Here is an 18,794-nt window from a genome sequence, read left to right as displayed (position 1 = left end):
AAAAGAGCGGACAGGGAGGGAAACCTCCTTATCCGCTCTTCATCCTCATACCGATCCCAAAATATCAATCCTCTATATCCGCCCAGAAGTCCTCATCGAAATCGAGCTTGATCTGGGAGCGGAATACTCGCCGCTGGTAATGCTTGAGCATGTATTGCTCTATAGCTTCAAGCAGGTTGGCTTCCACCAGATACTGGCTGCGCCCTTGCACCCAGACTTCAGCCGTATAACCATACTGCTCGTCCCAGGAAAGCTGGACTTCAACGGCGGTCGGGGGAACGCCTCTGCGCTCCGCCATATTCAGACAGACTGCGTTAATGATCTCGTCTGTGTAGATTCTCATTATTAATAGGATCCGCGATTATCCGGATTTGTAGGCTTGCGCCGGTTGCGGAAGTATTGGATTATACCGCGAATGGCCACAAAAAGAATATATAGGGCCAGTACATTAACTGCCAAGCCAAGAAAATCCCCCAAGAATCCCATTCCGCCAAACATTCCGCCGAACAACATGCCTGCAAGTCCACCGATCATAAGACCTTTCATCAAGCTTCCGCCGCTGAAAAATCCACGGTTAGCTGTTGCGGCTGTCCCCGACTTTGCCGCCCCGTTGGTGCCGGATGTCGACTTGTTGACGCCGCTATCTGCCTTTTTGGACGGTGTTTGGGTGTAGCTCTGTTTAGGAGACTTGAAGCCGCCCCCGCCTCTTCTGGCATCGACTGAGCCCACGCTGACCACAAAGAAAAGCGTAAATGCCATGAGTGCCAAAATACTTTTTTTCATTTGCGATTCTCCTCCTGATATTTAGGCGATGAGTTGGATCATTGCCTTTCTCTACATTTACGTCTAATATGATCAATGGTTTCAATTTTAATTCAAGAGACGACGGAACCTGGGGGGATAACAATGGAAACGTTCAATTATCCGGAGACTTACGTCACTTTTTTGGTGGAATTTAACGGAACGCGCGATTATTTTGAATGCCATGAGCTGTTGGAGGACTATTGGAAAAGCCATCCCGGAGATGCATTGGCGGACACTTGGGTTGGACTGATTCAAATCGCCGTAGCTTCTTATCATTACCGCCGGGGCAATTCGCAGGGCGCAGTCAAAATGTTCAGGAAATCGTTGGAAAGACTGCTGCCTGAGCGGCTGGAGCAGCTGGGTCTTAACGGAGACGGGCTGATGCGCATCGTGGAGGCAAAATTGTCCGAATTGGAACAAGGTGCATCATTCCGCGACATAATTCTGCCTATTTTAGATCAGAGGCTCCTCGATAGATGCATGCAGCATTGCAGTTCGCGCAATATTATTTGGGGGGCAAAGAGCCCGCATGATGAAGAGCTTCTGCACAGGCATAAGCTTCGCGACCGAAGCGATGTTATAGAAGCACGAGCAGCTGCCATTGCAGTCAGAAAGAGTGGCGGAGCGGGATCCGGTGGTCCCTCCTGATATCAATAAATACAAAAAAGTGTGCAGTCCTTATTGCTGAAGGCGGCACACTTTTTGTTATGGAATAGAATGTCAATCAGGCAGGATGTGCAGGATTGGCGTCATAGCCATTGGTCAGAAGATCAAGCTTGCCGGTGCCAGGGTGAATAATCAGGCCGTGGACCGGCGTTCCGGGCGGAAGCAGGGGGTGATTGCGAATGATGCTGACACTCTTGAGCACACTGTCATGCACGTTATCGAAGCCGGTGAGCCACCGCTTCAGATCCATGCCGGAATGCAGCAACGTATTGATCGTATCATCTTTGACGCCGCTTGCCGTCATGTGCTGGATCACATTCTCCGGATCAAGTCCCGTCATGCCGCACTCATGATGACCGATTACCAGCACTTCATCGGCACCAAGCTCATAGACGGCGATCAGGATGCTCCGCATGATATTGCCAAAAGGCTGCGTGACAATTCCGCCGGCGTTTTTGATGATTTTGGCATCTCCATTGCGAAGATTGAGCGCTTTGGGCAGTAATTCGGTCAAGCGTGCATCCATGCAAGTGACGATAACCATCCGTTTATCTGGGAAGCGATCGGTCAAATACTGCTCATAATCACGATTCTCTACAAATTTATCGTTGAAGGCTACAATATTCTCTATATTTCTCATTGCCGTTCACCTGTTCCAATCCCATTAGAAATGTTTACATAAGCAGCAGTTTTAGATTCGTGGTGTAGATCTGATTGTCGCTTTTCAAACTGAAGGCATTCCGGTTCTTGTCATAATCGATGCGCAGCCGGGGTTCAAAGAAAACCTCGTAACGGGGCTCGTACCAGACGGAGTAAGGTTCGCCATCTCCAAGTTTGTCGTCAGATGAAGGCGCCTTGATCAATTGCAGGGCAGGTACGCCGCTAACGACGCAGCCGCAGCCTTCGGTATCATAAAGCAGGCGCAGACTCCGATCCTTGTTCTTGAGGTGGCCGGACAGTTGCTCCACAGCGGAGGAGGTGAAGGTGAAATGCATGAATGAAGCTCCTTTCCTATGACTTTATAACGAAATCAAGGTTTAAAGTTGATTATACGTTTTGAGAAAAGTATGATCAAGTAGGAGCTAACAGCGAGATGGTTCCGCTGCGGCAATCGCGGCAGTAATCGGGTGCGCAAGCCATCATTAATATAGGAAGGTGGAATCGGTATGACGACAAGCGTTAACGGGGTACTGGACTCGTTCCGCGAGCGTATCGCTCAAATCAAGAGCTATGAGGAAGCTTTAGGCGTATTATATTGGGATCTGCGGACAGGAGCGCCCCGTAAAGGGATGGAAGCCAGAAGTGAGGCGATCGGCATGCTTTCCGGTCAAATGTTCAAGCTTTCCACCGCTCCGGAGCTGGGGGAGTGGCTGACAGAGCTGGAGGACCATGAAATTGCCAGCGGTCTTAGCGAGATCGACAACAGACTGGTCCGCGAAACGCGCAAGGAATACGACCGCAGCGTAAAAATCCCGCCAAAGCTCTATCAGGAATATGTTGTGCTGACTTCGCAGTCGGAATCCATGTGGGAAGAAGCGAAGGAAAAAAGCGATTTTGCATCCTTTCAGCCCTATCTTGATAAAATCATTACATATAATAATCAATTTATCGATTTGTGGGGACCAGGCGCTTCCCGCTATGACACGCTGCTCGACTCCTATGAGCCAGGCATGACCACAGCCGAGCTGGACCGCGTGTTTGGTGGACTCAGAGAGAAGCTGGTTCCTCTGGCTGCTGCCATTGCTGCATCGCCGCACCAGCCGGAGAGCGGGATTTTGAAGCAAACCTTCGCCAAGGACGCCCAGAAGAAATTCAGCCTGTTTATTCTGGAGCAGATGGGCTTTGATTTTGCCGGAGGACGCCTGGACGAAAGCGTGCATCCATTTGCGACCGGCCTGAATCCGGGAGATGTACGAATCACGACGCGTTATTTGACAGACGATGTGACCAGCGCCCTGTTCGGAACGATTCACGAAGGCGGCCATGCCCTTTATGAACAGAACATCATGAAAGAACTTATCGGAACGACGCTCTGCACGGGGACTTCAATGGGAATTCACGAGTCGCAGTCGCGTTTCTGGGAAAATGTGATCGGACGCAGCAAGCCATTCTGGAACCGCTATTTCGGCGATCTGCAGAAGCTTTTCCCGAGTCAGCTGGAGGTCGGAGTCGAGGATTTCTACCGGGCGACGAATATTGTCCAGCCGTCGCTTATCCGCATCGAAGCTGATGAACTGACTTACAATCTCCATATTATTATCCGCTACGAAATGGAGAAGCTTATTTTCAATGAAGGGGTCAAAGCATCCGAGCTGCCGGCGCTATGGAATGACAAGTACCGCGAGTACCTGGGCGTAGTGCCGCAAAACGACGGGGAAGGGGTGCTGCAGGATGTTCATTGGTCGGGAGGCGCGTTCGGTTATTTCCCTTCCTACTCGCTGGGCAATATGTATGCCGCTCAAATGACAGTTACCATGGAACAGGAGATTCCGGGCTTCTGGGGTCTTGTGGAGCGCGGCGAGCTGCTTCCTATTAAGGAATGGCTGACCGGCAAGGTATATCAATACGGCAAGCTTCGTACGCCATCGGAACTGATCCGTGACATCACCGGCAAGCCGCTTGATCCCGATTATCTGGTAGCCTACTTGGAGAAGAAATATCGCGATATCTATAAACTCTAAGCGAGAACTCCATTTGCATCTCTGCCTTTGCAATTTCTGTTATCCCGTCAGCCGGATGTACCCGGCTGGCTTTTTTGTTGAACAGGAAATTATAGTTTTCGCCTGTTGAGGCTGAGGCATCGATAAACTTGAGGATAAGTGAAGATTCATCGGGGCGGAACAGATTGTGGCAAAATATGAACACGCTAACATTTTCTGATTGACGCTGCTCGCAAGGCCGTGATATAGTCTCAATATCCATTTTATTCAAGTCGAAGGAGGTCGCCACTCATGCAAAACCAATCCCAAGCCCAAGCATCCAACCTCATAGGTTTGACTCGATTGGCTGATCCCGTCGTGCGTATGCATTAATTTACCTCATGTATACTCCACCCCAGGCGGCTGTGCCTGGGGTTTTTTGGTTTCCTTCCCTATGGTCCCCCAGCCTTCCGGTCACAACGGTTATGCCTGTGTGTTGCTTTTACTTTGAAAGGGGATCCGTCATGCCACCAAAACAATCCCTCTCTATGTCCTGGTTTCTTCAATATCTTCGTCCCGTCAAGTGGCGAATGGTCCTTTTGCTGTTCATGCTGCTGATATCAATTGCTTTGCAGCTCGTTAATCCGCAGATTGTCCAGCGATTCATCGATCAGGCGACCGGTACGGGCACGGCCGCAAGCCTTCTGACGCTGGCTGGCCTGTATATCGGCATAGCCGTCATTAACCAGTTGTTCACGGTATCGCTTGACTATCTCGGAAACGATGTGGCCTGGCGTTCTACCAACCGGATTCGGGCCAGCCTGCTTCAGCACACTTTGCGGCTTGATATGCGATTCCACAACAGGAAGACCCCTGGCGAAATGATCGAACGAATCGACGGAGATGTGACCCATATGTCGAATTTCTTCGGGATGTTCATTGTACAGATTGTGGGAAGCTTCGTGCTGCTTACAGGCATTCTTGGCTATATGTTTGTATTCAGTCCGCCGATCGCCGCCACGATGGCTGTGTTCACCTGCCTCTCTATCGGTGTCATGTTCGCGATCCGCAACTTGGGCGTGAAAGCTTCCCAGGCGGAACGTCAGGCGAATGCTTCCCTGTTCGGACTGATCGAGGAAAGAATCTCGGGTATCGAAGACGTCCAGGCAAATGGGGGCGTTCCACGTCTGATGAATCGCTATCACCGGGCGATGCGGACCGTCTTCCAGAGCGGCCTTAAAGCATGGTTGCTCCGAATCACGCCATGGAACGTCACAGTCATATTATTCACGTTCGCCGTCACGGCAGTGCTTCTGATAAGTGTACGCTTATATTTGCATGGCCAGATTACAATCGGCACATTGTTTCTCTTTTTCCAATACACGCAGATGCTGAACGACCCGATTGAACAACTCGGCAACCAGATACAGGAATTCCAGAAGGCGAAGTCAGGCATGAACCGTTCCAGGGAGCTGCTCTCCTTGCATAGCGAGATTGAAGAAGGAGATGAAGAATCGCTCCCGGCTGGCCCGCTTTCTGTGTCGTTTGAACAAGTGAATTTTAGTTACAACGAGGATCAGCGGGTACTGCACGACATTAGCTTCGAGTTAAAGCCGGGGGAACGTCTTGGACTGGTAGGCCGCACCGGAAGCGGCAAATCCAGCATCAGCCGTCTGCTGCTCCGATTGTACAACATTGATAACGGAACCATCCGGGTTGGCGGCGTGGATATCCGATCTTTGCGGCAGGAGGCACTGTACAGGAGGGTGGGCATGGTCACCCAGGATGTTCAACTGTTCGACGGCACACTCAGGGACAATTTGACGCTTTTCAACTCCAATCTGTCCGACGAAGAGGTTTTCGAAACGATAGAAAAGCTCGGGCTTCGTCCTTGGGTCGATGCGATGCCGGATGGACTGGACAGCCGTCTGGATGCCGGGGGAGCATCGCTTTCGGCGGGTGAGGCGCAATTGTTTGCGTTAACACGGGTTTTCTTGACCAAGCCGAGCCTGGTTATCCTCGACGAACCGTCCTCGCGGCTCGACGCCGCGACGGAGGCTACTTTGCAGACAGCGGTTGACCAATTGCTGGAGCGATGCACCGGCATTATAATCGCCCACCGCTTATCCACCCTCGACAAAGTCGATAAAATCGCGGTATTGCGTGAAGGGCGCATGATCGAATTTGGAGCGAGGGAAGCTTTGGCGCAGAACCCGTCATCGGAATACTTCCGTCTGCTGCAAACCGACCGACAGGAGGAATTGGCATGACCGTCACTTCGTTCATTATGCGTTTGTTCCGCTACAACCCCTCTATTTATATCGTCAATGCACTGTTATGGGGTATTTTTCATTCCTTGCCCGTAGGCATAGGACTTGGGATGAAATGGTTCTTCGACCGGGTCACCGGCGAATCCCACGATTATCTCTGGCTTGTGTTTCCGCTCATAATCGTCGGCCTTGTGAGATTTACGAGAGTCGGCATGTTTTACGCTGCCTTCTACAAGTGGGCGACCTACATTTATCATCTGCAAGCCGTTCTTCGCTATAACTTGCTGGACGGAATTATGAGGTGGCCCGGCCGCAACTTGCCCGCATCCCCCGGCGAAGCCATGACCCGTTTCCGGGAAGATGTGGATGAGGTAGTGGAATACGTGGAGTCATGGGTCGACTTCTGGGGACGTGTGGTATATGCCGTCACCTGCGTCGTGGTGATGGTCCAGATCAATTTGCTGATCACATGCGTTGCCATCCTCCCGCTCATAGTCGTCACACTGCTCAACAATTTGTCTGGCAGCCGCGCCAGAAAATACTCCCAGGTGAATAGAGAAGCGACCGGCCGCATTACAGGCTTCATCGCCGAGACGTTCGGAGCCATTCAGGCCGTTAAGCTGGGCCAGGCAGAAGACCATGTGCTGAAGCGGTTCCAAGAGCTGAATGAAAGCCGGCGTCGGGCGGCGCTTCGCGATAATCTGTTCAAGCAGTGGATGAAATCGCTGAACCAGCATGTACTGAGTATCTGCACGGGCGTCATTCTCTTAATGTGTGTCTCGGAGATGAAGGCGGGCCGTTTCACCGTCGGCGATTTCGCGCTTTTCACCTCCTATCTGGGCACTTTCTCGTTCAGCATTTCCTTGTTTGGTTATATGGTGTTCCAGCATAAACGGCTGCAAGTGGCGCTTAAACGGATGAGAATTCTATTCCGTCACGGCGAGGAGGACCGAATCGCGGAGCATAGCGAGATTTATCTGTATGCAGAACCTCCCGATCCGCCGGAACCGGCAGCAAGCGATGGGGATCGCCTGCAAAGCCTTGATGTACAAGGCCTCACCTACAATTATCCAAATTCCAAAAACGGCATAAGGGATATCAGCTTCCGGGTCGAACGCGGCAAGTTCCTCGTCATCACAGGAAGAATAGGCTCGGGCAAATCAACGCTTGTGCGAACGCTTCTTGGGCTCCTCCCGAAGGCAGAGGGGAAGATTCTGTGGAATGGACGCCTGGTGGAGGATCCCGCGGAATTCCTGAAACCACCGAGAGCTTCCTATACGCCGCAAGTGCCTCGTTTGTTCAGCGACTCGCTGTATGAGAACCTGACACAGGGAACGAGCATATCGCAGGATGTTCTCGACCGCGTTATCCGTTTGGCCGTCATGGAACAGGACCTTCAGACGCTGGAGAACGGTCTGGAGACATTCGTCGGTCCCCGTGGCGTGATGCTGTCCGGCGGGCAGATCCAACGCGCCGCAACGGCGCGGATGCTGCTGACTCAATCCAGCTTGTTCATCTTTGACGATCTGTCCAGCGCTCTGGATGTCGAGACGGAAAAGACGCTGTGGGAACGGCTTTTCCAGGAACAGGACATCACTTGCATCGCTGTGTCCCACCGGCGTGCGGCCCTGGTTCGAGCGGATCATATTATTGTTATGAAGGACGGTATCATGGAAGCGGAAGGGACGCTTTCCGAACTGCTCGCGACCAGTGCAGAGATGCAGCTGCTTTGGCAAGGGGAGGAATCTCCATCGGAAAAGGCAGCCAATCATGCCGAGCAACCTGCGTGAGGGATAAAATGCAGCGGGATATGAATTTTGTGCCTGGATGGCATATGGAACTCGTATCTTAGTTGACGAAGTGCAAGGAAGGACGTTAGGATGAAGCTGGATGAAAGATAAGCAAAGACTGGTAATCGTTTTTTGCTTGATCCTTCAAATATCAGCTGGCAGCTGTGCCCGGAGAGGTAAACCATGGGAATTCGTGTCATTAAAACAGCTTTAGCCGCATTGGCAGCTTTATATACAGCGCATTATATCGGACTGGAAACGCCGCTTTCTGCAGGTTTACTTGCTATTCTCGGTGTGGAAGTGACACGCATGAAGGGGCTGAAAAGCGCTTTTGAACGTTTCATGGCATCGGTGCTTGGCCTTTTTATCGCCTCTTTTATATTTTTGACGCTGGGTTTTCATTTGTGGACCATCTCGATTTTTGTGCTGCTCGTTTTCCCCGTGCTTGCCAGACTGCAGTTGAAGGACGGCATTGTCACAAGTGCTGTCATTGTTTTTCATATTTATGCCCGTGAAGCTGTGACAGAGGCACTTATATTTAATGAAATTCTTCTTTTGTTGACAGGTCTTGGCTGGGCTACCGTCATCAACCTGATCTATATGCCCAAAGAGGAGAAGCGGCTTACTTTTTTGCGTCATGAAACCGAGCGGTTATTCGGTGAAATTTTTCATTACATGGGCCAAACGCTTCGAACCCCCTTACTGGTCTGGAACGGGGAAGAGCTGCTTGCAGCCGGACGTGTTATTGACGAGGGCATCCTGAAGGCGGATATGCGTAAGGAAAACCGATTCTGGGGACAGGATGAAGATTCCTGGCAATCATGGCCGACGTATTTCGAGATGCGGCGGCAGCAGCTGGAATCCATCCAGCATATGCTTGTCCTGCTTGCATTTGTCTATGAGATGCTTCCCCAGGGTGAGCAAGTGGCGGAGCTGTTCGAAAGTTTGCCGGATGATGTAAAGTCCGATGTGTATGAGGGAAGCATTGAACGCAAGCTGTCCGAGCTGGAACAACGCTTCCGCTCCATGGACCTTCCGGCAAGCCGGGAAGAATTCGAGGTGCGTGCAGCTCTGCTGCAGCTCATGCATGAGCTGCAGCGTTATTTAAGCATCGCCAAACGCTGGAAGAAGCAAAAAAACAGCCGGAGGGCTGTTTTGCAATAGAAGAATTTCCTGCCTGAAGGTATAGGCGATGTGCAGGGAATTTCAAACCAGCGGCTGCCGATACCAAACGATATTTCGATAGTGTCTATGGTTCGGAAATTGCAGCCAGTCATTTCGCGCCAGGGATTCTTTCATTAATACCTTTTTTATGCTAGCTGCACCTGGACCGCGAAACATCTAATCTCATATGTGCTGCCGTATTCGAAGAGAGGGGAAAACCCCTGATCTATCAGGGGTTTTAGAACAATATATATTTGTTCATCTCAGATTAATCAACAAATGCCTATGTCCTGCATACACTTTATTGAATGATTGTATGGAGGAGGTTAAATACATGGCAATAGCAGATAAACAGCTTCAGTGCAGAGAAATCATAACGAAAGCTGTCTGCGGAAAAGGTCGTAAGTTTTCAACAGTGACCCATACCGTTACGCCGCCTCATCATCCCACAAGCATTTTGGGAGCGTGGATTATCAACCATCAATACGAGGCGGTACGTTCGGGAGACGGCATTGAGGTCATCGGTACTTACGATATCAATATCTGGTATTCTTACAACAAAAACTCGGAAACCGACGTAGCCAAAGAGACACTGTCTTATGTTGAGCATGTGCCGCTCTCCTACCTGGATCCGAAGCATCGCTCTTCCACGGAAGAAGTGACGGCTGAAGCGACACAGGAACCGAATTGCGTGGAGGCGAGTATATCGGCAAGCGGCTCAAGTGTCGTTATTCGAGTCGAACGGGAATTTGTAGTCGAGATGGTCGCCGAAACGAAAGTATGCGTTGCGGTCTGCCAAGGCGGCTGCGATGATCACGACGGCAAAGGTCTGGAATATGGCGATGAGGACGGCGATTACGAAGACCTGGACCCTGACTTGCTGGACGAAGAGCTGTAATTTTCGCGGGTTACAGCCATGGATTAATGTATCATATGCGGCAGAGGTACCGGATTCGAGGGCGAGAGCCCTCTTTTTTTTACCCACCCCTGCCCATAATTGCAGGCGGTGGCTGGTTTAAACTGAAGCGGGCAAGAACGGCGGATCAAAGGAGAGACCCATGAGCGGCACGGTATGGTATTGGGATGGGGGTAACCGAATGGACTGCAAGCCGCAGGCATGGATCGACGGCATGCCTTCTCCCGGCGATGCGGTTGTCGTATGCGGCGCCGCCAGGCTGCCCTCTTCCTGGCGGCTTGAGGGGGAACCGCTAATCATAAACGGAGGGGCGTCAGCCTTCTCGTTGACAGACCCAGAGCAGATAAGATTCAAGCTTGAGCAATCCGGTGTGGCTGTGGCAGCTTTGGACGGCGAAGAGGCGGAACAGGCAAACTCCCTGCCGCTGCGGTTGTTTACAGTTACATTATTCAATTTGCAGCCTTTGTCGGTGACCAGACATAGACCGGACAGCGTGCTCAAGATATCGAATTCGGAGCCGTATACTCAAAAAATTGCATATTCCCATCATCTTTACCGCCCGCTTACGCGTCTTGCCGCCAAGGCGCTGTACGCTCTTGGCCTGGATATGGGACTTGTTACGCTGCATGCCCAAGATGCCGGACGTTGTGAAGTTGTGAGCGTGACTCTGCCGCAGCAACAAGAGGTGGGCCTGTCGCCTTGGAAAGAAGCCATCCAGAGCTTCGCGTCAGCAATCGCAAGGGATGCGGCGATGAACAGAGATGCCCGCCGCGGGCGCATCCTGCTGGGAGCAGATCCTGAATTTCTTCTGCTCGGTCCCAGCGGCAAAGTCGTTTCGGCCGCCCGTTATCTGGAAGGCGGCTGGGGAGCGGGTTGCGACGCTGTTATTATCGGGGGCCGCATCCGTTATCCCGTCGCGGAGCTGCGGCCCGAACCAGCTTCGACGGTAATCGGGCTGGCGGCAAACTTGCGCCGCCTGCTGGGCCAGGCTGCGCTGCGGATCACCGATTCTTCGCTGCGCTGGAGCGCAGGCGGCATGCCCGTGAGGGGCTTCGCACTGGGCGGGCATATTCATCTGAGCGGCGTGCTTCTCAGCGGCCGGCTGCTGCGCCAGCTTGACAGCTATATGGCAATGCCGCTTGCCATGGTGGAGTCGTCTGCGGAGCATGCCAGGCGCCCTCGCTACGGGTTCCTTGGCGATTTTCGAATGCAGCCGCATGGCGGCTTTGAATACCGCACGCTTCCCAGCTGGCTGCATTCCCCAGCAGCGGCGAAAGCCGTGTTCGCGTTATCTTTGCTGTGCGCACTGGAAAGCGGCCAGCTCAGCTACCGTCCTGCAGAAGAGCCTGAAGCTGTGACTGCTTATTATAAAGGGAACCGTGAATTATTGCGTACCCACTATCTGGAGCCGCTCGCTTCTTCTATGGCTGCAACGTCTTCATACCGGGAACTGGCGGTATATATCGAACCACTGCTGGAGGCCGCTGCCAGAGGGAAAGTTTGGGACGTGAAAGCCGACATCCGGCAGAAATGGCGGATTGCGCCTTATATCTAGCGTGTAGCTTCTGGTGTGGGAAGCACGGAGGCGCATTCCACCCATAGCGGGTTTTCTGTTATACTTGGGTTCTGGTGTATAGGTTATGCTTCCGATGTAGTTTTCTTTTGCAGAGGAGCCTATTCAAGGAAGTACAAGAAAACTCTTGGCTTATGCTTCCGATGTGAGTTTTCTTGTTGCGGAGGAGCATATTCAGGTAAGTACAAGAAAACTCTTAGGAGGGGCGAAATTGACGGTACATACCCCGATGATTCAACAATATTTGGCGGTAAAGGAACAGGCCAAAGACGCGTTTTTATTCTTTCGGCTGGGTGACTTTTATGAAATGTTTTTCGAGGATGCCATTGCGGCTTCACGCGAGCTTGAAATTACCCTGACTGCCCGCGGTGGCGGAGGAGATACGCGGATTCCCATGTGCGGCGTGCCTTATCATTCCGCTGAAGGATACATAGCAAGATTGATAGAAAAAGGCTACAAGGTGGCGATTTGCGAGCAGGTGGAAGACCCGGCCGAGGCCAAAGGCGTCGTCCGCCGCGAAATTGTCCGGGTAATCACGCCTGGCACTGTGATGGAGACCAAATCCATTGCCGACAAAGCCAACAACTTTATTGTTGGCGTTTCCCGGCGGGAGGGGGTTTTCGGAATTGCAGCCTGCGATTTAACGACCGGAGAGCTGTATGTCACCTCGTTTGCAGATAAGCTGGAGCTGCTTACTGACGAGATCAATGTCTACCTTCCCGTGGAAATCGTGGGTGACGCCGGTCTGATTGAGCAGTTGAAGCCGGCAGCTGCAGGATGGAACCGCCAGGTCCTGTTCACAGAGCGCAAAGCCATGGACGAGCAGAAGCTGAGCGACCAGTTCGGGGCGGAGACGCTGCAGGGACTGGAGCCGGCACGACACCTGGCCATCAGTCTGCTGACAGGCTATTTGGAAGAAACGCAGAAGCGTTCACTTGGTCATGTCAGGCAGATCAGGACATATGAGCCAAATCAGTTTATGATTCTGGACCCGTTCACCCGCCGCAATCTGGAACTGGTAGAAACGGTTCAGAGCCGCAGCAAGAAAGGCTCTCTGCTCTGGCTTCTGGACCGGACGCGCACCTCGATGGGCGCGCGGCTGCTGCGCAGATGGATAGACAAGCCCCTTCTGTCGGTGAAGCTGATTGAGGAAAGGCTGGAAGCGGTGGAGCTGCTGCACCGAAATTTGATTCTCAGAGACGAGCTGCGTGGCGAGCTCAACGAGATTTATGACCTTGAACGCCTGGTTGGGCGGGTTGCATTCGGCAGTGCGAACGGTCGCGATCTCAATGCACTCAAGGTCTCGCTATTGCGTGTTCCTGCTTTGACCGGGTTGTGTCAAGAGTCGGAGTCGACTACGCTCTGCAGGCTGGTGGAGGAGATCGACACCTGCATGGATCTGGCCGAGTTGATCGAGACGGTCATTGTGGACGATCCGCCGATTTCCGTACGGGAAGGCAGTCTGATCCGCACAGGTTACGATCCTTACCTGGACGAGCTCCGCGAAGCCAGCGTGAACGGGAAGAAATGGCTGGCCGAGCTTGAACGCAAAGAGCGCGAAGCAACCGGTATCAAGTCGCTCAAAATTGGCTACAACCGCGTTTTCGGCTATTATCTGGAAGTGTCCAAGGCAAATATCTCCATGCTTCCCGAAGGCCGTTATGAGCGCAAGCAAACCTTAACCAACGCCGAGCGATATGTGACACCCGAGCTCAAAGAGAAAGAGCGTCTAATTCTCGAAGCTGAAGAAAAGATGGTGGATCTGGAATATGCCAAATTCATCGAACTGCGCGATCATCTGACAGCTCACCTGAGCAGGCTGCAGACGCTGGCAGAGACGATTGCCACAATGGATGTCTACCAGTCTCATGCAACGGTAAGCATGGAGCAGCGTTACGTCAAGCCGGCTGTAACCGACAGTTTCGATCTGGTTGTGGAGGATGGGCGCCATCCGGTAGTCGAGGCTGTAATCGACGGTTCACCGTTCATTGCCAACGGTACCTCGCTTGAAGCCGAAGGCGCTTCGATGCTGCTGATAACCGGTCCAAATATGGCAGGCAAAAGCACCTATATGCGCCAGGTTGCGCTGATTGCCATTATGGCGCAAATCGGCTGTTTTATTCCGGCAAAAAGGGGGGTTATCCCGCTTATCGACCGGATTTTCACCCGCATCGGCGCTGCCGATGATTTGATCGGAGGCCAGAGCACCTTCATGGTCGAGATGAAGGATATCCAGACGATGACGGAAAAAGCTACCAAACAAAGCCTTGTTATCATCGATGAGCTGGGCCGCGGCACCTCGACCGGAGAAGGAATGTCAATCGCACAGGCGGTAATTGAATATGTGCATCATGAGATTGGCTGCAAAGCGCTGGTCTCTACTCATTTTCACGAGCTGGCGCATCTGGATGAGACCCTTCCTATGCTGCGCAATGTGTGTATGGCGGTTCAGGAGACCGGCGATAATGTCACCTTCCTGCGCAAGCTCGTTCCGGGCGCAGCCAGCAGCAGTTACGGGATATACTGCGCCCAGCTTGCCGGTCTGCCGGAGCGGATTATATCCCGAGCCTATGTGCTTCTGGCTTCGCATGCTGACGGGACTATAGACCCGTCGGGCAAGGACAGCTCTCCCGGGGAAGTGACAGTGCTTGAAGCGATGCGGGAAACGGCAACTGCTTATTCGCCGGATCTCACTGATTCTGGTTCGGATGAACGGTCCGCAGAGTCAGCGAACAGCAATCGTACCGACCTGCATGTTCTGGAGCATGGCTTTGTACATCAGATCGTCCGGGATACCCCGTCTAGTCCGGATGATGACAGCCGGCCGGCGCAAGAGAACCATGCAGATGTTGTGCAGCTCTCGATATTCGAGGACTCTGCAGCGGGGCAGGCACGCTCGCGCAAAGCAAGCCCGAAGGCGGAACAGATTGCCGAGCAGCTGCGCAAGCTCGATCTCTTTAATATCACTCCCATGCAGGCGATGCAATTACTCAATGACTTGAAATTAAAGCTCATACAGGATAAATAAGCTGCGGATCGCAATGAAGGAAGGAGGTGGCCAGTAGTGGCAAAAATTAATATCTTGGATGAGCAGCTAGCCAACCAGATTGCAGCCGGAGAGGTTGTGGAACGCCCCTCCTCGGTCGTCAAAGAGCTTGTGGAGAATGCCATCGACGCAGGCAGCACAACCATTGATATTGTTATTGAAGAAGGCGGCTTGTCGTTGGTCCGCGTTACGGATAACGGCTCCGGAATTGATCCGGAGGACATCCCGCTGGCTTTCTACCGTCATGCAACGAGCAAAATCTCATCCGGGCGGGATCTGTTCCGGATTGCAAGCCTCGGATTCCGGGGTGAAGCGCTGCCGAGTATTGCGGCAGTGGCCAAGGTCGAATGCATCTCATCGACAGAAACGACCGGATTGGGTCGAAGGCTTGTTATTGAGGGCGGAGCGATCGTCAAGGACGAGGATCACAATGCCCCGCAAGGAACTGATATTGCCGTGCGCGATTTGTTTTATAACACGCCTGCCCGGCTTAAATATATGAAGACAATTCAGACTGAAATTGGACATATTGCCGATTATGTCAATCGCCTCGCACTGGCGCATCCTGGCATTGCCATTACTTTGAAGCATAATGGAGGTCTGCTGCTGCGGACACTTGGGAGCGGCGACCGACTGCAGACATTTGCTGCGATTTACGGCACTACCACGGCCAAAGCGATGCTCTCTGTTGAAGGCGAACATCCCGATTATGATCTTCGCGGCATCATTTCCAAGCCGGAGCAAACCAGAGCCAACCGCAACGGAATTACAGTTGTAGTCAATGGACGATACATCAGGAGCTATGTCATTAATCAGTCGATCATGCAGGCTTATCATACGCTGCTGCCGATTAACCGTTATCCGCTAGCCGTACTGGAACTCGGCATGCACCCCAGCTTGCTGGATGTCAATGTCCATCCGTCCAAGATGGAAGTCCGTTTCAGTAAGGAACCTGAGCTTCGGCAATTTATCGAACAGGTCATCGTCGACGCTCTGGGCAAGCAGCGCCATATCCCTGGGCCTGCATCCGGCGAACGCTCCAAGCCTGCCTTCATCCAGGAACGCATTTCGTTTCATCAGCCTGAGCCGTCCGCTTCGCCGGATGCCCGGATAAGTGCTGCCGAAAATAGGCAAGAGAAGGCGCAATGGGGGGGCATGCCCGCAAAAACAGGACACGCTGCACCCTACAACAGCGGCTCAGCCGGACGAGGTTCACAGGATTGGCAGAGTGGCAGATCCGAGATTCCCGCCGATGCCACAGAGCGGCTCTATGCGCCGCCTTCAAGGCGCGGCGACAGCGTTATTCGTGAAACGGCCGCAGCCGCGTCTATGGATATGATGCAGTCAGACTCCTCAACTGCGGGATCATCTGTGCATCCGTCAGCAGCTTCCGGTCGTGATGAATCGGCATTAAACCAGCGATCCGTATCTTCGGATGATGGCGGCAGATCGTTAACGGACCAACTGCTGGCATCGGGCGATAATGCTGGATCAGCAGGAAACAACAGCTCGCCGGACAGCGGCATTTTCCAATCGGATTCTGACAGGCAGGCGGCTTCATCTGCCGGAGATTTCCCCGAATTGTATTGGGTCGGGCAGCTTCATGGAACGTATATTGTAGCCCAGAATGAGGATGGCATGTATCTGATCGATCAGCATGCTGCACATGAGCGGATTCATTATGAGTATTTTTTTGAGAAATTCAGTCATCCCGAGCAGGCCAGTCAGCAGCTGCTGGTTCCGATCACGCTTGAATTTACTCCCACTGAAGCTTCGGCGCTGCGAGAGCGCCTGGGGGTGATGGAGCAAGCTGGCGTTGAGCTTGAGCCGTTTGGCAGCCATGCTTTTCTTGTAAGGGCATACCCGCAGTGGCTGCCTGAGGGAGAGGAGCAGTCGGTCGTGGAGGAAATGGTGGAATGGCTGCTGGGAGAGAAAGCAGGCGTGGATATTGGCAAGCTGCGCGAGAAATCGGCTATTATGTGCTCATGCAAAGCTTCAATTAAAGCCAATGACAGGCTGACAAGGGAACAGGGCGAAGGGCTCATTCGGAGACTTGCCAACTGCCATCAGCCCTATACCTGTCCTCACGGGAGACCGATTGTCGTTCATATGTCCACGTACCAGCTGGAGAAAATGTTCAAGCGGGTGATGTCATGATTATCACGACCCCGCATAAGCCCAGCCCTGAGCTGGAGGATTATGCATCATCTCTTGCCAGGGAGCTCGGCGCCCGTTTTGTTCCCCGTAAGCAGGAATCCTTAACCCGTCTTCGGCTTCGGTACGGCGATGGGCGGCTGCTTGTTGCAGATGACCGCGGACTGCGTTATTATGAAGAATCGGATGACCCGCTGTATTTTCATCCCAGTATGGCTTATGTGAGAGTCAAGCGGATGCGCAAGGGCGAGCATGATCCACTGATCGAACTGACCGGCTGCAAGCCCGGGGATCATGTCGTGGATTGTACGGCCGGCCTCGCGTCCGATGCGATTGTATTCTCCTACGCGGTAGGCTCTTGCGGACTGGTTACCGCACTGGAAAGCCAGCCGGTGCTGTTCGCGGTGGTGCGTGAAGGGCTGCAAAGCTATCATACCATCCATGAGGATGTAAACGGGGCATTCCGCCGGATTCAGATGCATTTGGCTGACCATAATGACTGGTTGGCTGCGCAGCCCGACAATAGCGTGGACATCGTCTATTTCGATCCGATGTTCCGCAGGCCGATGCATGACTCCTCCTCGATTGGCCCTTTGCGGGGACTTGCAAATCCCCTGCCGCTCGACCCGGAATCCGTGGCGCATGCGGTGCGGATCGCCCGCAAAACGGTTGTCATGAAAGAGCATAAGGACAGTCCGGAGTTCGAACGCCTTGGTTTTACAAGAAAACACGCAAATAAAATTGCTTATGGAGTGATCGATACGCGATGAGCGCCGAAAATAATCTGCCTGCCAACAAACCCCGGCTGCTTGTGCTGATCGGTCCGACAGCAGTAGGCAAGACCCGTATGAGTCTGGAAATTGCGAAAGCCTGGAATGCGGAAATTATTTCCGGCGACTCCATGCAGGTATACAGGGGCATGGATATCGGAACGGCCAAAATCAAGGAAGATGAACGTGAAGGAATTCCCCATCATCTCATTGATATTTGCGACCCCGATCATCCATTCTCCGTAGCGGAATTTCAGCAGTTGTGCGGAGATTTGATACGGGATATCACAAGCCGCGGCAAGCTGCCATTTATCGTTGGGGGAACAGGCCTTTACGTGGAATCCGTGGCCTACGGCTACGAGTTTGCCGACAGCGGCTCGGATGAGGCTTTCCGCGAGGAGCAGGCCGCATATGCGCTGCAATATGGAGCGGAGGCGCTTCATGCCAGGCTGCACGCTGCCGACCCGGAATCAGCTCGGCGTCTGCATCCCAATGACCAGCGCCGGATTATCAGAGCGCTGGAAGTCCTTCATTTGACGGGAATCAGGCAATCCACGCAATTGGAAGGACAAACCAAAGTTTCGCCTTACGAATTGTGTTTGCTTGGGCTCACCATGGATCGCGCGCTGCTCTATGAGCGCATTAATGAGCGGGTAGAGGCGATGATCGCCGAAGGGCTTGTCGGGGAAATGAGAGAACTTCTTGAGCGAGGCGTCAAACCGGGATCCGTTGCCATGCAAGGTCTGGGCTACAAGGAAATTGCGCTGTACCTGGACGGGCATCTGACCCTTGATGAGGCTATCGTTTTGCTCAAAAGGGATACGCGCCACTATGCCAAACGGCAGCTTTCCTGGTTTCGCAGGATGAAGGAGATCCAATGGATCGATTCTTCTGAAAATTTTCACAAGAATTTGCTTGCAATTCATGCTATAATAGCAGGAAAGTTTAGGGGCGAGCTTGAATATATTTCTAACCACTCTTTATAATGATGGGGGTAACGGC

Annotated in this window: 15 protein-coding genes; 11 read left to right on the top strand and 4 right to left on the bottom strand. The window is 52.7% G+C overall.

The genetic code is table 11. From position 1 onward, the window contains the following. Positions 1–64: 64 nt before the first annotated feature. Both IEY46_RS10965 and IEY46_RS10960 read right to left on the bottom strand, forming a co-directional pair. Positions 65–343 (bottom strand): YxcD family protein, encoded by a 279-nt coding sequence (locus IEY46_RS10965; protein ID WP_188992068.1) that lies wholly within the window; start codon positions 341–343, stop codon positions 65–67. Positions 344–345: 2 nt separating this feature from the next. Next, positions 346–783 carry a hypothetical protein gene (locus IEY46_RS10960; RefSeq protein ID WP_188992067.1) on the bottom strand — a complete coding sequence of 146 codons (438 nt, stop codon included), beginning with the start codon at positions 781–783 and terminating at the stop codon, positions 346–348. A 123-nt stretch (positions 784–906) separates the two neighbouring features. Here IEY46_RS10960 and IEY46_RS10955 point away from each other — a divergent pair, with 123 nt between their 5' ends. Continuing rightward, positions 907–1,452, top strand: coding sequence for a DUF309 domain-containing protein (locus tag IEY46_RS10955; protein ID WP_188992066.1), 546 nt, complete (start codon positions 907–909; stop codon positions 1,450–1,452). Positions 1,453–1,528: 76 nt separating this feature from the next. Here IEY46_RS10955 and IEY46_RS10950 read toward each other — a convergent pair whose 3' ends face one another. Both IEY46_RS10950 and IEY46_RS10945 read right to left on the bottom strand, forming a co-directional pair. Beyond that, positions 1,529–2,110, bottom strand: coding sequence for a beta-class carbonic anhydrase (locus IEY46_RS10950; RefSeq protein WP_188992065.1), 582 nt, complete (start codon positions 2,108–2,110; stop codon positions 1,529–1,531). A 34-nt stretch (positions 2,111–2,144) separates the two neighbouring features. Further along, positions 2,145–2,465, bottom strand: coding sequence for an iron-sulfur cluster biosynthesis family protein (locus IEY46_RS10945; protein WP_188992064.1), 321 nt, complete (start codon positions 2,463–2,465; stop codon positions 2,145–2,147). 171 nt (positions 2,466–2,636) lie between these two features. Between IEY46_RS10945 and IEY46_RS10940 the strand changes: the two genes are divergently transcribed. The 10 genes from IEY46_RS10940 (at position 2,637) to miaA (ending at position 18,778) form a co-directional block, all read left to right on the top strand. Beyond that, complete coding sequence (locus tag IEY46_RS10940) at positions 2,637–4,151, top strand: carboxypeptidase M32 (protein ID WP_188992063.1); 1,515 nt, start codon at positions 2,637–2,639, stop codon at positions 4,149–4,151. Between the two features lie 482 nt (positions 4,152–4,633). Continuing rightward, on the top strand, positions 4,634–6,379 hold the full coding sequence (locus tag IEY46_RS10935; RefSeq protein ID WP_188992062.1) for an ABC transporter ATP-binding protein: 1,746 nt from the start codon (positions 4,634–4,636) through the stop codon (positions 6,377–6,379). Then, complete coding sequence (locus IEY46_RS10930; RefSeq protein WP_188992061.1) at positions 6,376–8,169, top strand: ABC transporter ATP-binding protein; 1,794 nt, start codon at positions 6,376–6,378, stop codon at positions 8,167–8,169. The genes IEY46_RS10935 and IEY46_RS10930 overlap by 4 nt, the downstream gene beginning before the upstream one ends. A gap of 183 nt (positions 8,170–8,352) precedes the next feature. Next, entirely contained in the window at positions 8,353–9,333 is a 981-nt protein-coding gene (locus IEY46_RS10925; protein ID WP_188992060.1) for an aromatic acid exporter family protein, read from the top strand. 334 nt (positions 9,334–9,667) lie between these two features. Further along, positions 9,668–10,231, top strand: coding sequence for an outer spore coat protein CotE (locus tag IEY46_RS10920; protein WP_188992059.1), 564 nt, complete (start codon positions 9,668–9,670; stop codon positions 10,229–10,231). A gap of 160 nt (positions 10,232–10,391) precedes the next feature. After that, the gene (locus IEY46_RS10915; protein ID WP_188992058.1) at positions 10,392–11,804 is read left to right on the top strand and encodes a putative amidoligase domain-containing protein; all 1,413 of its coding nucleotides are present in this window, start codon (positions 10,392–10,394) and stop codon (positions 11,802–11,804) included. Positions 11,805–12,051: 247 nt separating this feature from the next. Beyond that, positions 12,052–14,850 (top strand): DNA mismatch repair protein MutS, encoded by a 2,799-nt coding sequence (gene mutS, locus IEY46_RS10910; RefSeq protein ID WP_188993710.1) that lies wholly within the window; start codon positions 12,052–12,054, stop codon positions 14,848–14,850. 36 nt (positions 14,851–14,886) lie between these two features. Further along, positions 14,887–17,025 carry a DNA mismatch repair endonuclease MutL gene (gene mutL, locus IEY46_RS10905; protein WP_188992057.1) on the top strand — a complete coding sequence of 713 codons (2,139 nt, stop codon included), beginning with the start codon at positions 14,887–14,889 and terminating at the stop codon, positions 17,023–17,025. Then, positions 17,022–17,792: a class I SAM-dependent methyltransferase gene (locus tag IEY46_RS10900; protein WP_188992056.1), complete on the top strand. Its 771-nt coding sequence runs from the start codon at positions 17,022–17,024 to the stop codon at positions 17,790–17,792. Before mutL ends, IEY46_RS10900 begins: the two co-directional genes overlap by 4 nt. Then, positions 17,789–18,778 carry a tRNA (adenosine(37)-N6)-dimethylallyltransferase MiaA gene (gene miaA, locus IEY46_RS10895; RefSeq protein ID WP_188992055.1) on the top strand — a complete coding sequence of 330 codons (990 nt, stop codon included), beginning with the start codon at positions 17,789–17,791 and terminating at the stop codon, positions 18,776–18,778. Before IEY46_RS10900 ends, miaA begins: the two co-directional genes overlap by 4 nt. The last annotated feature ends 16 nt before the right edge of the window (positions 18,779–18,794 follow it).

Source organism: Paenibacillus nasutitermitis (assembly GCF_014641075.1).
GTDB classification, from domain to species: domain Bacteria; phylum Bacillota; class Bacilli; order Paenibacillales; family Paenibacillaceae; genus Paenibacillus_Z; species Paenibacillus_Z nasutitermitis.
Note: the sequence above shows the minus strand (reverse complement) of the source record. Positions and strands in the feature narration are given on the sequence as shown.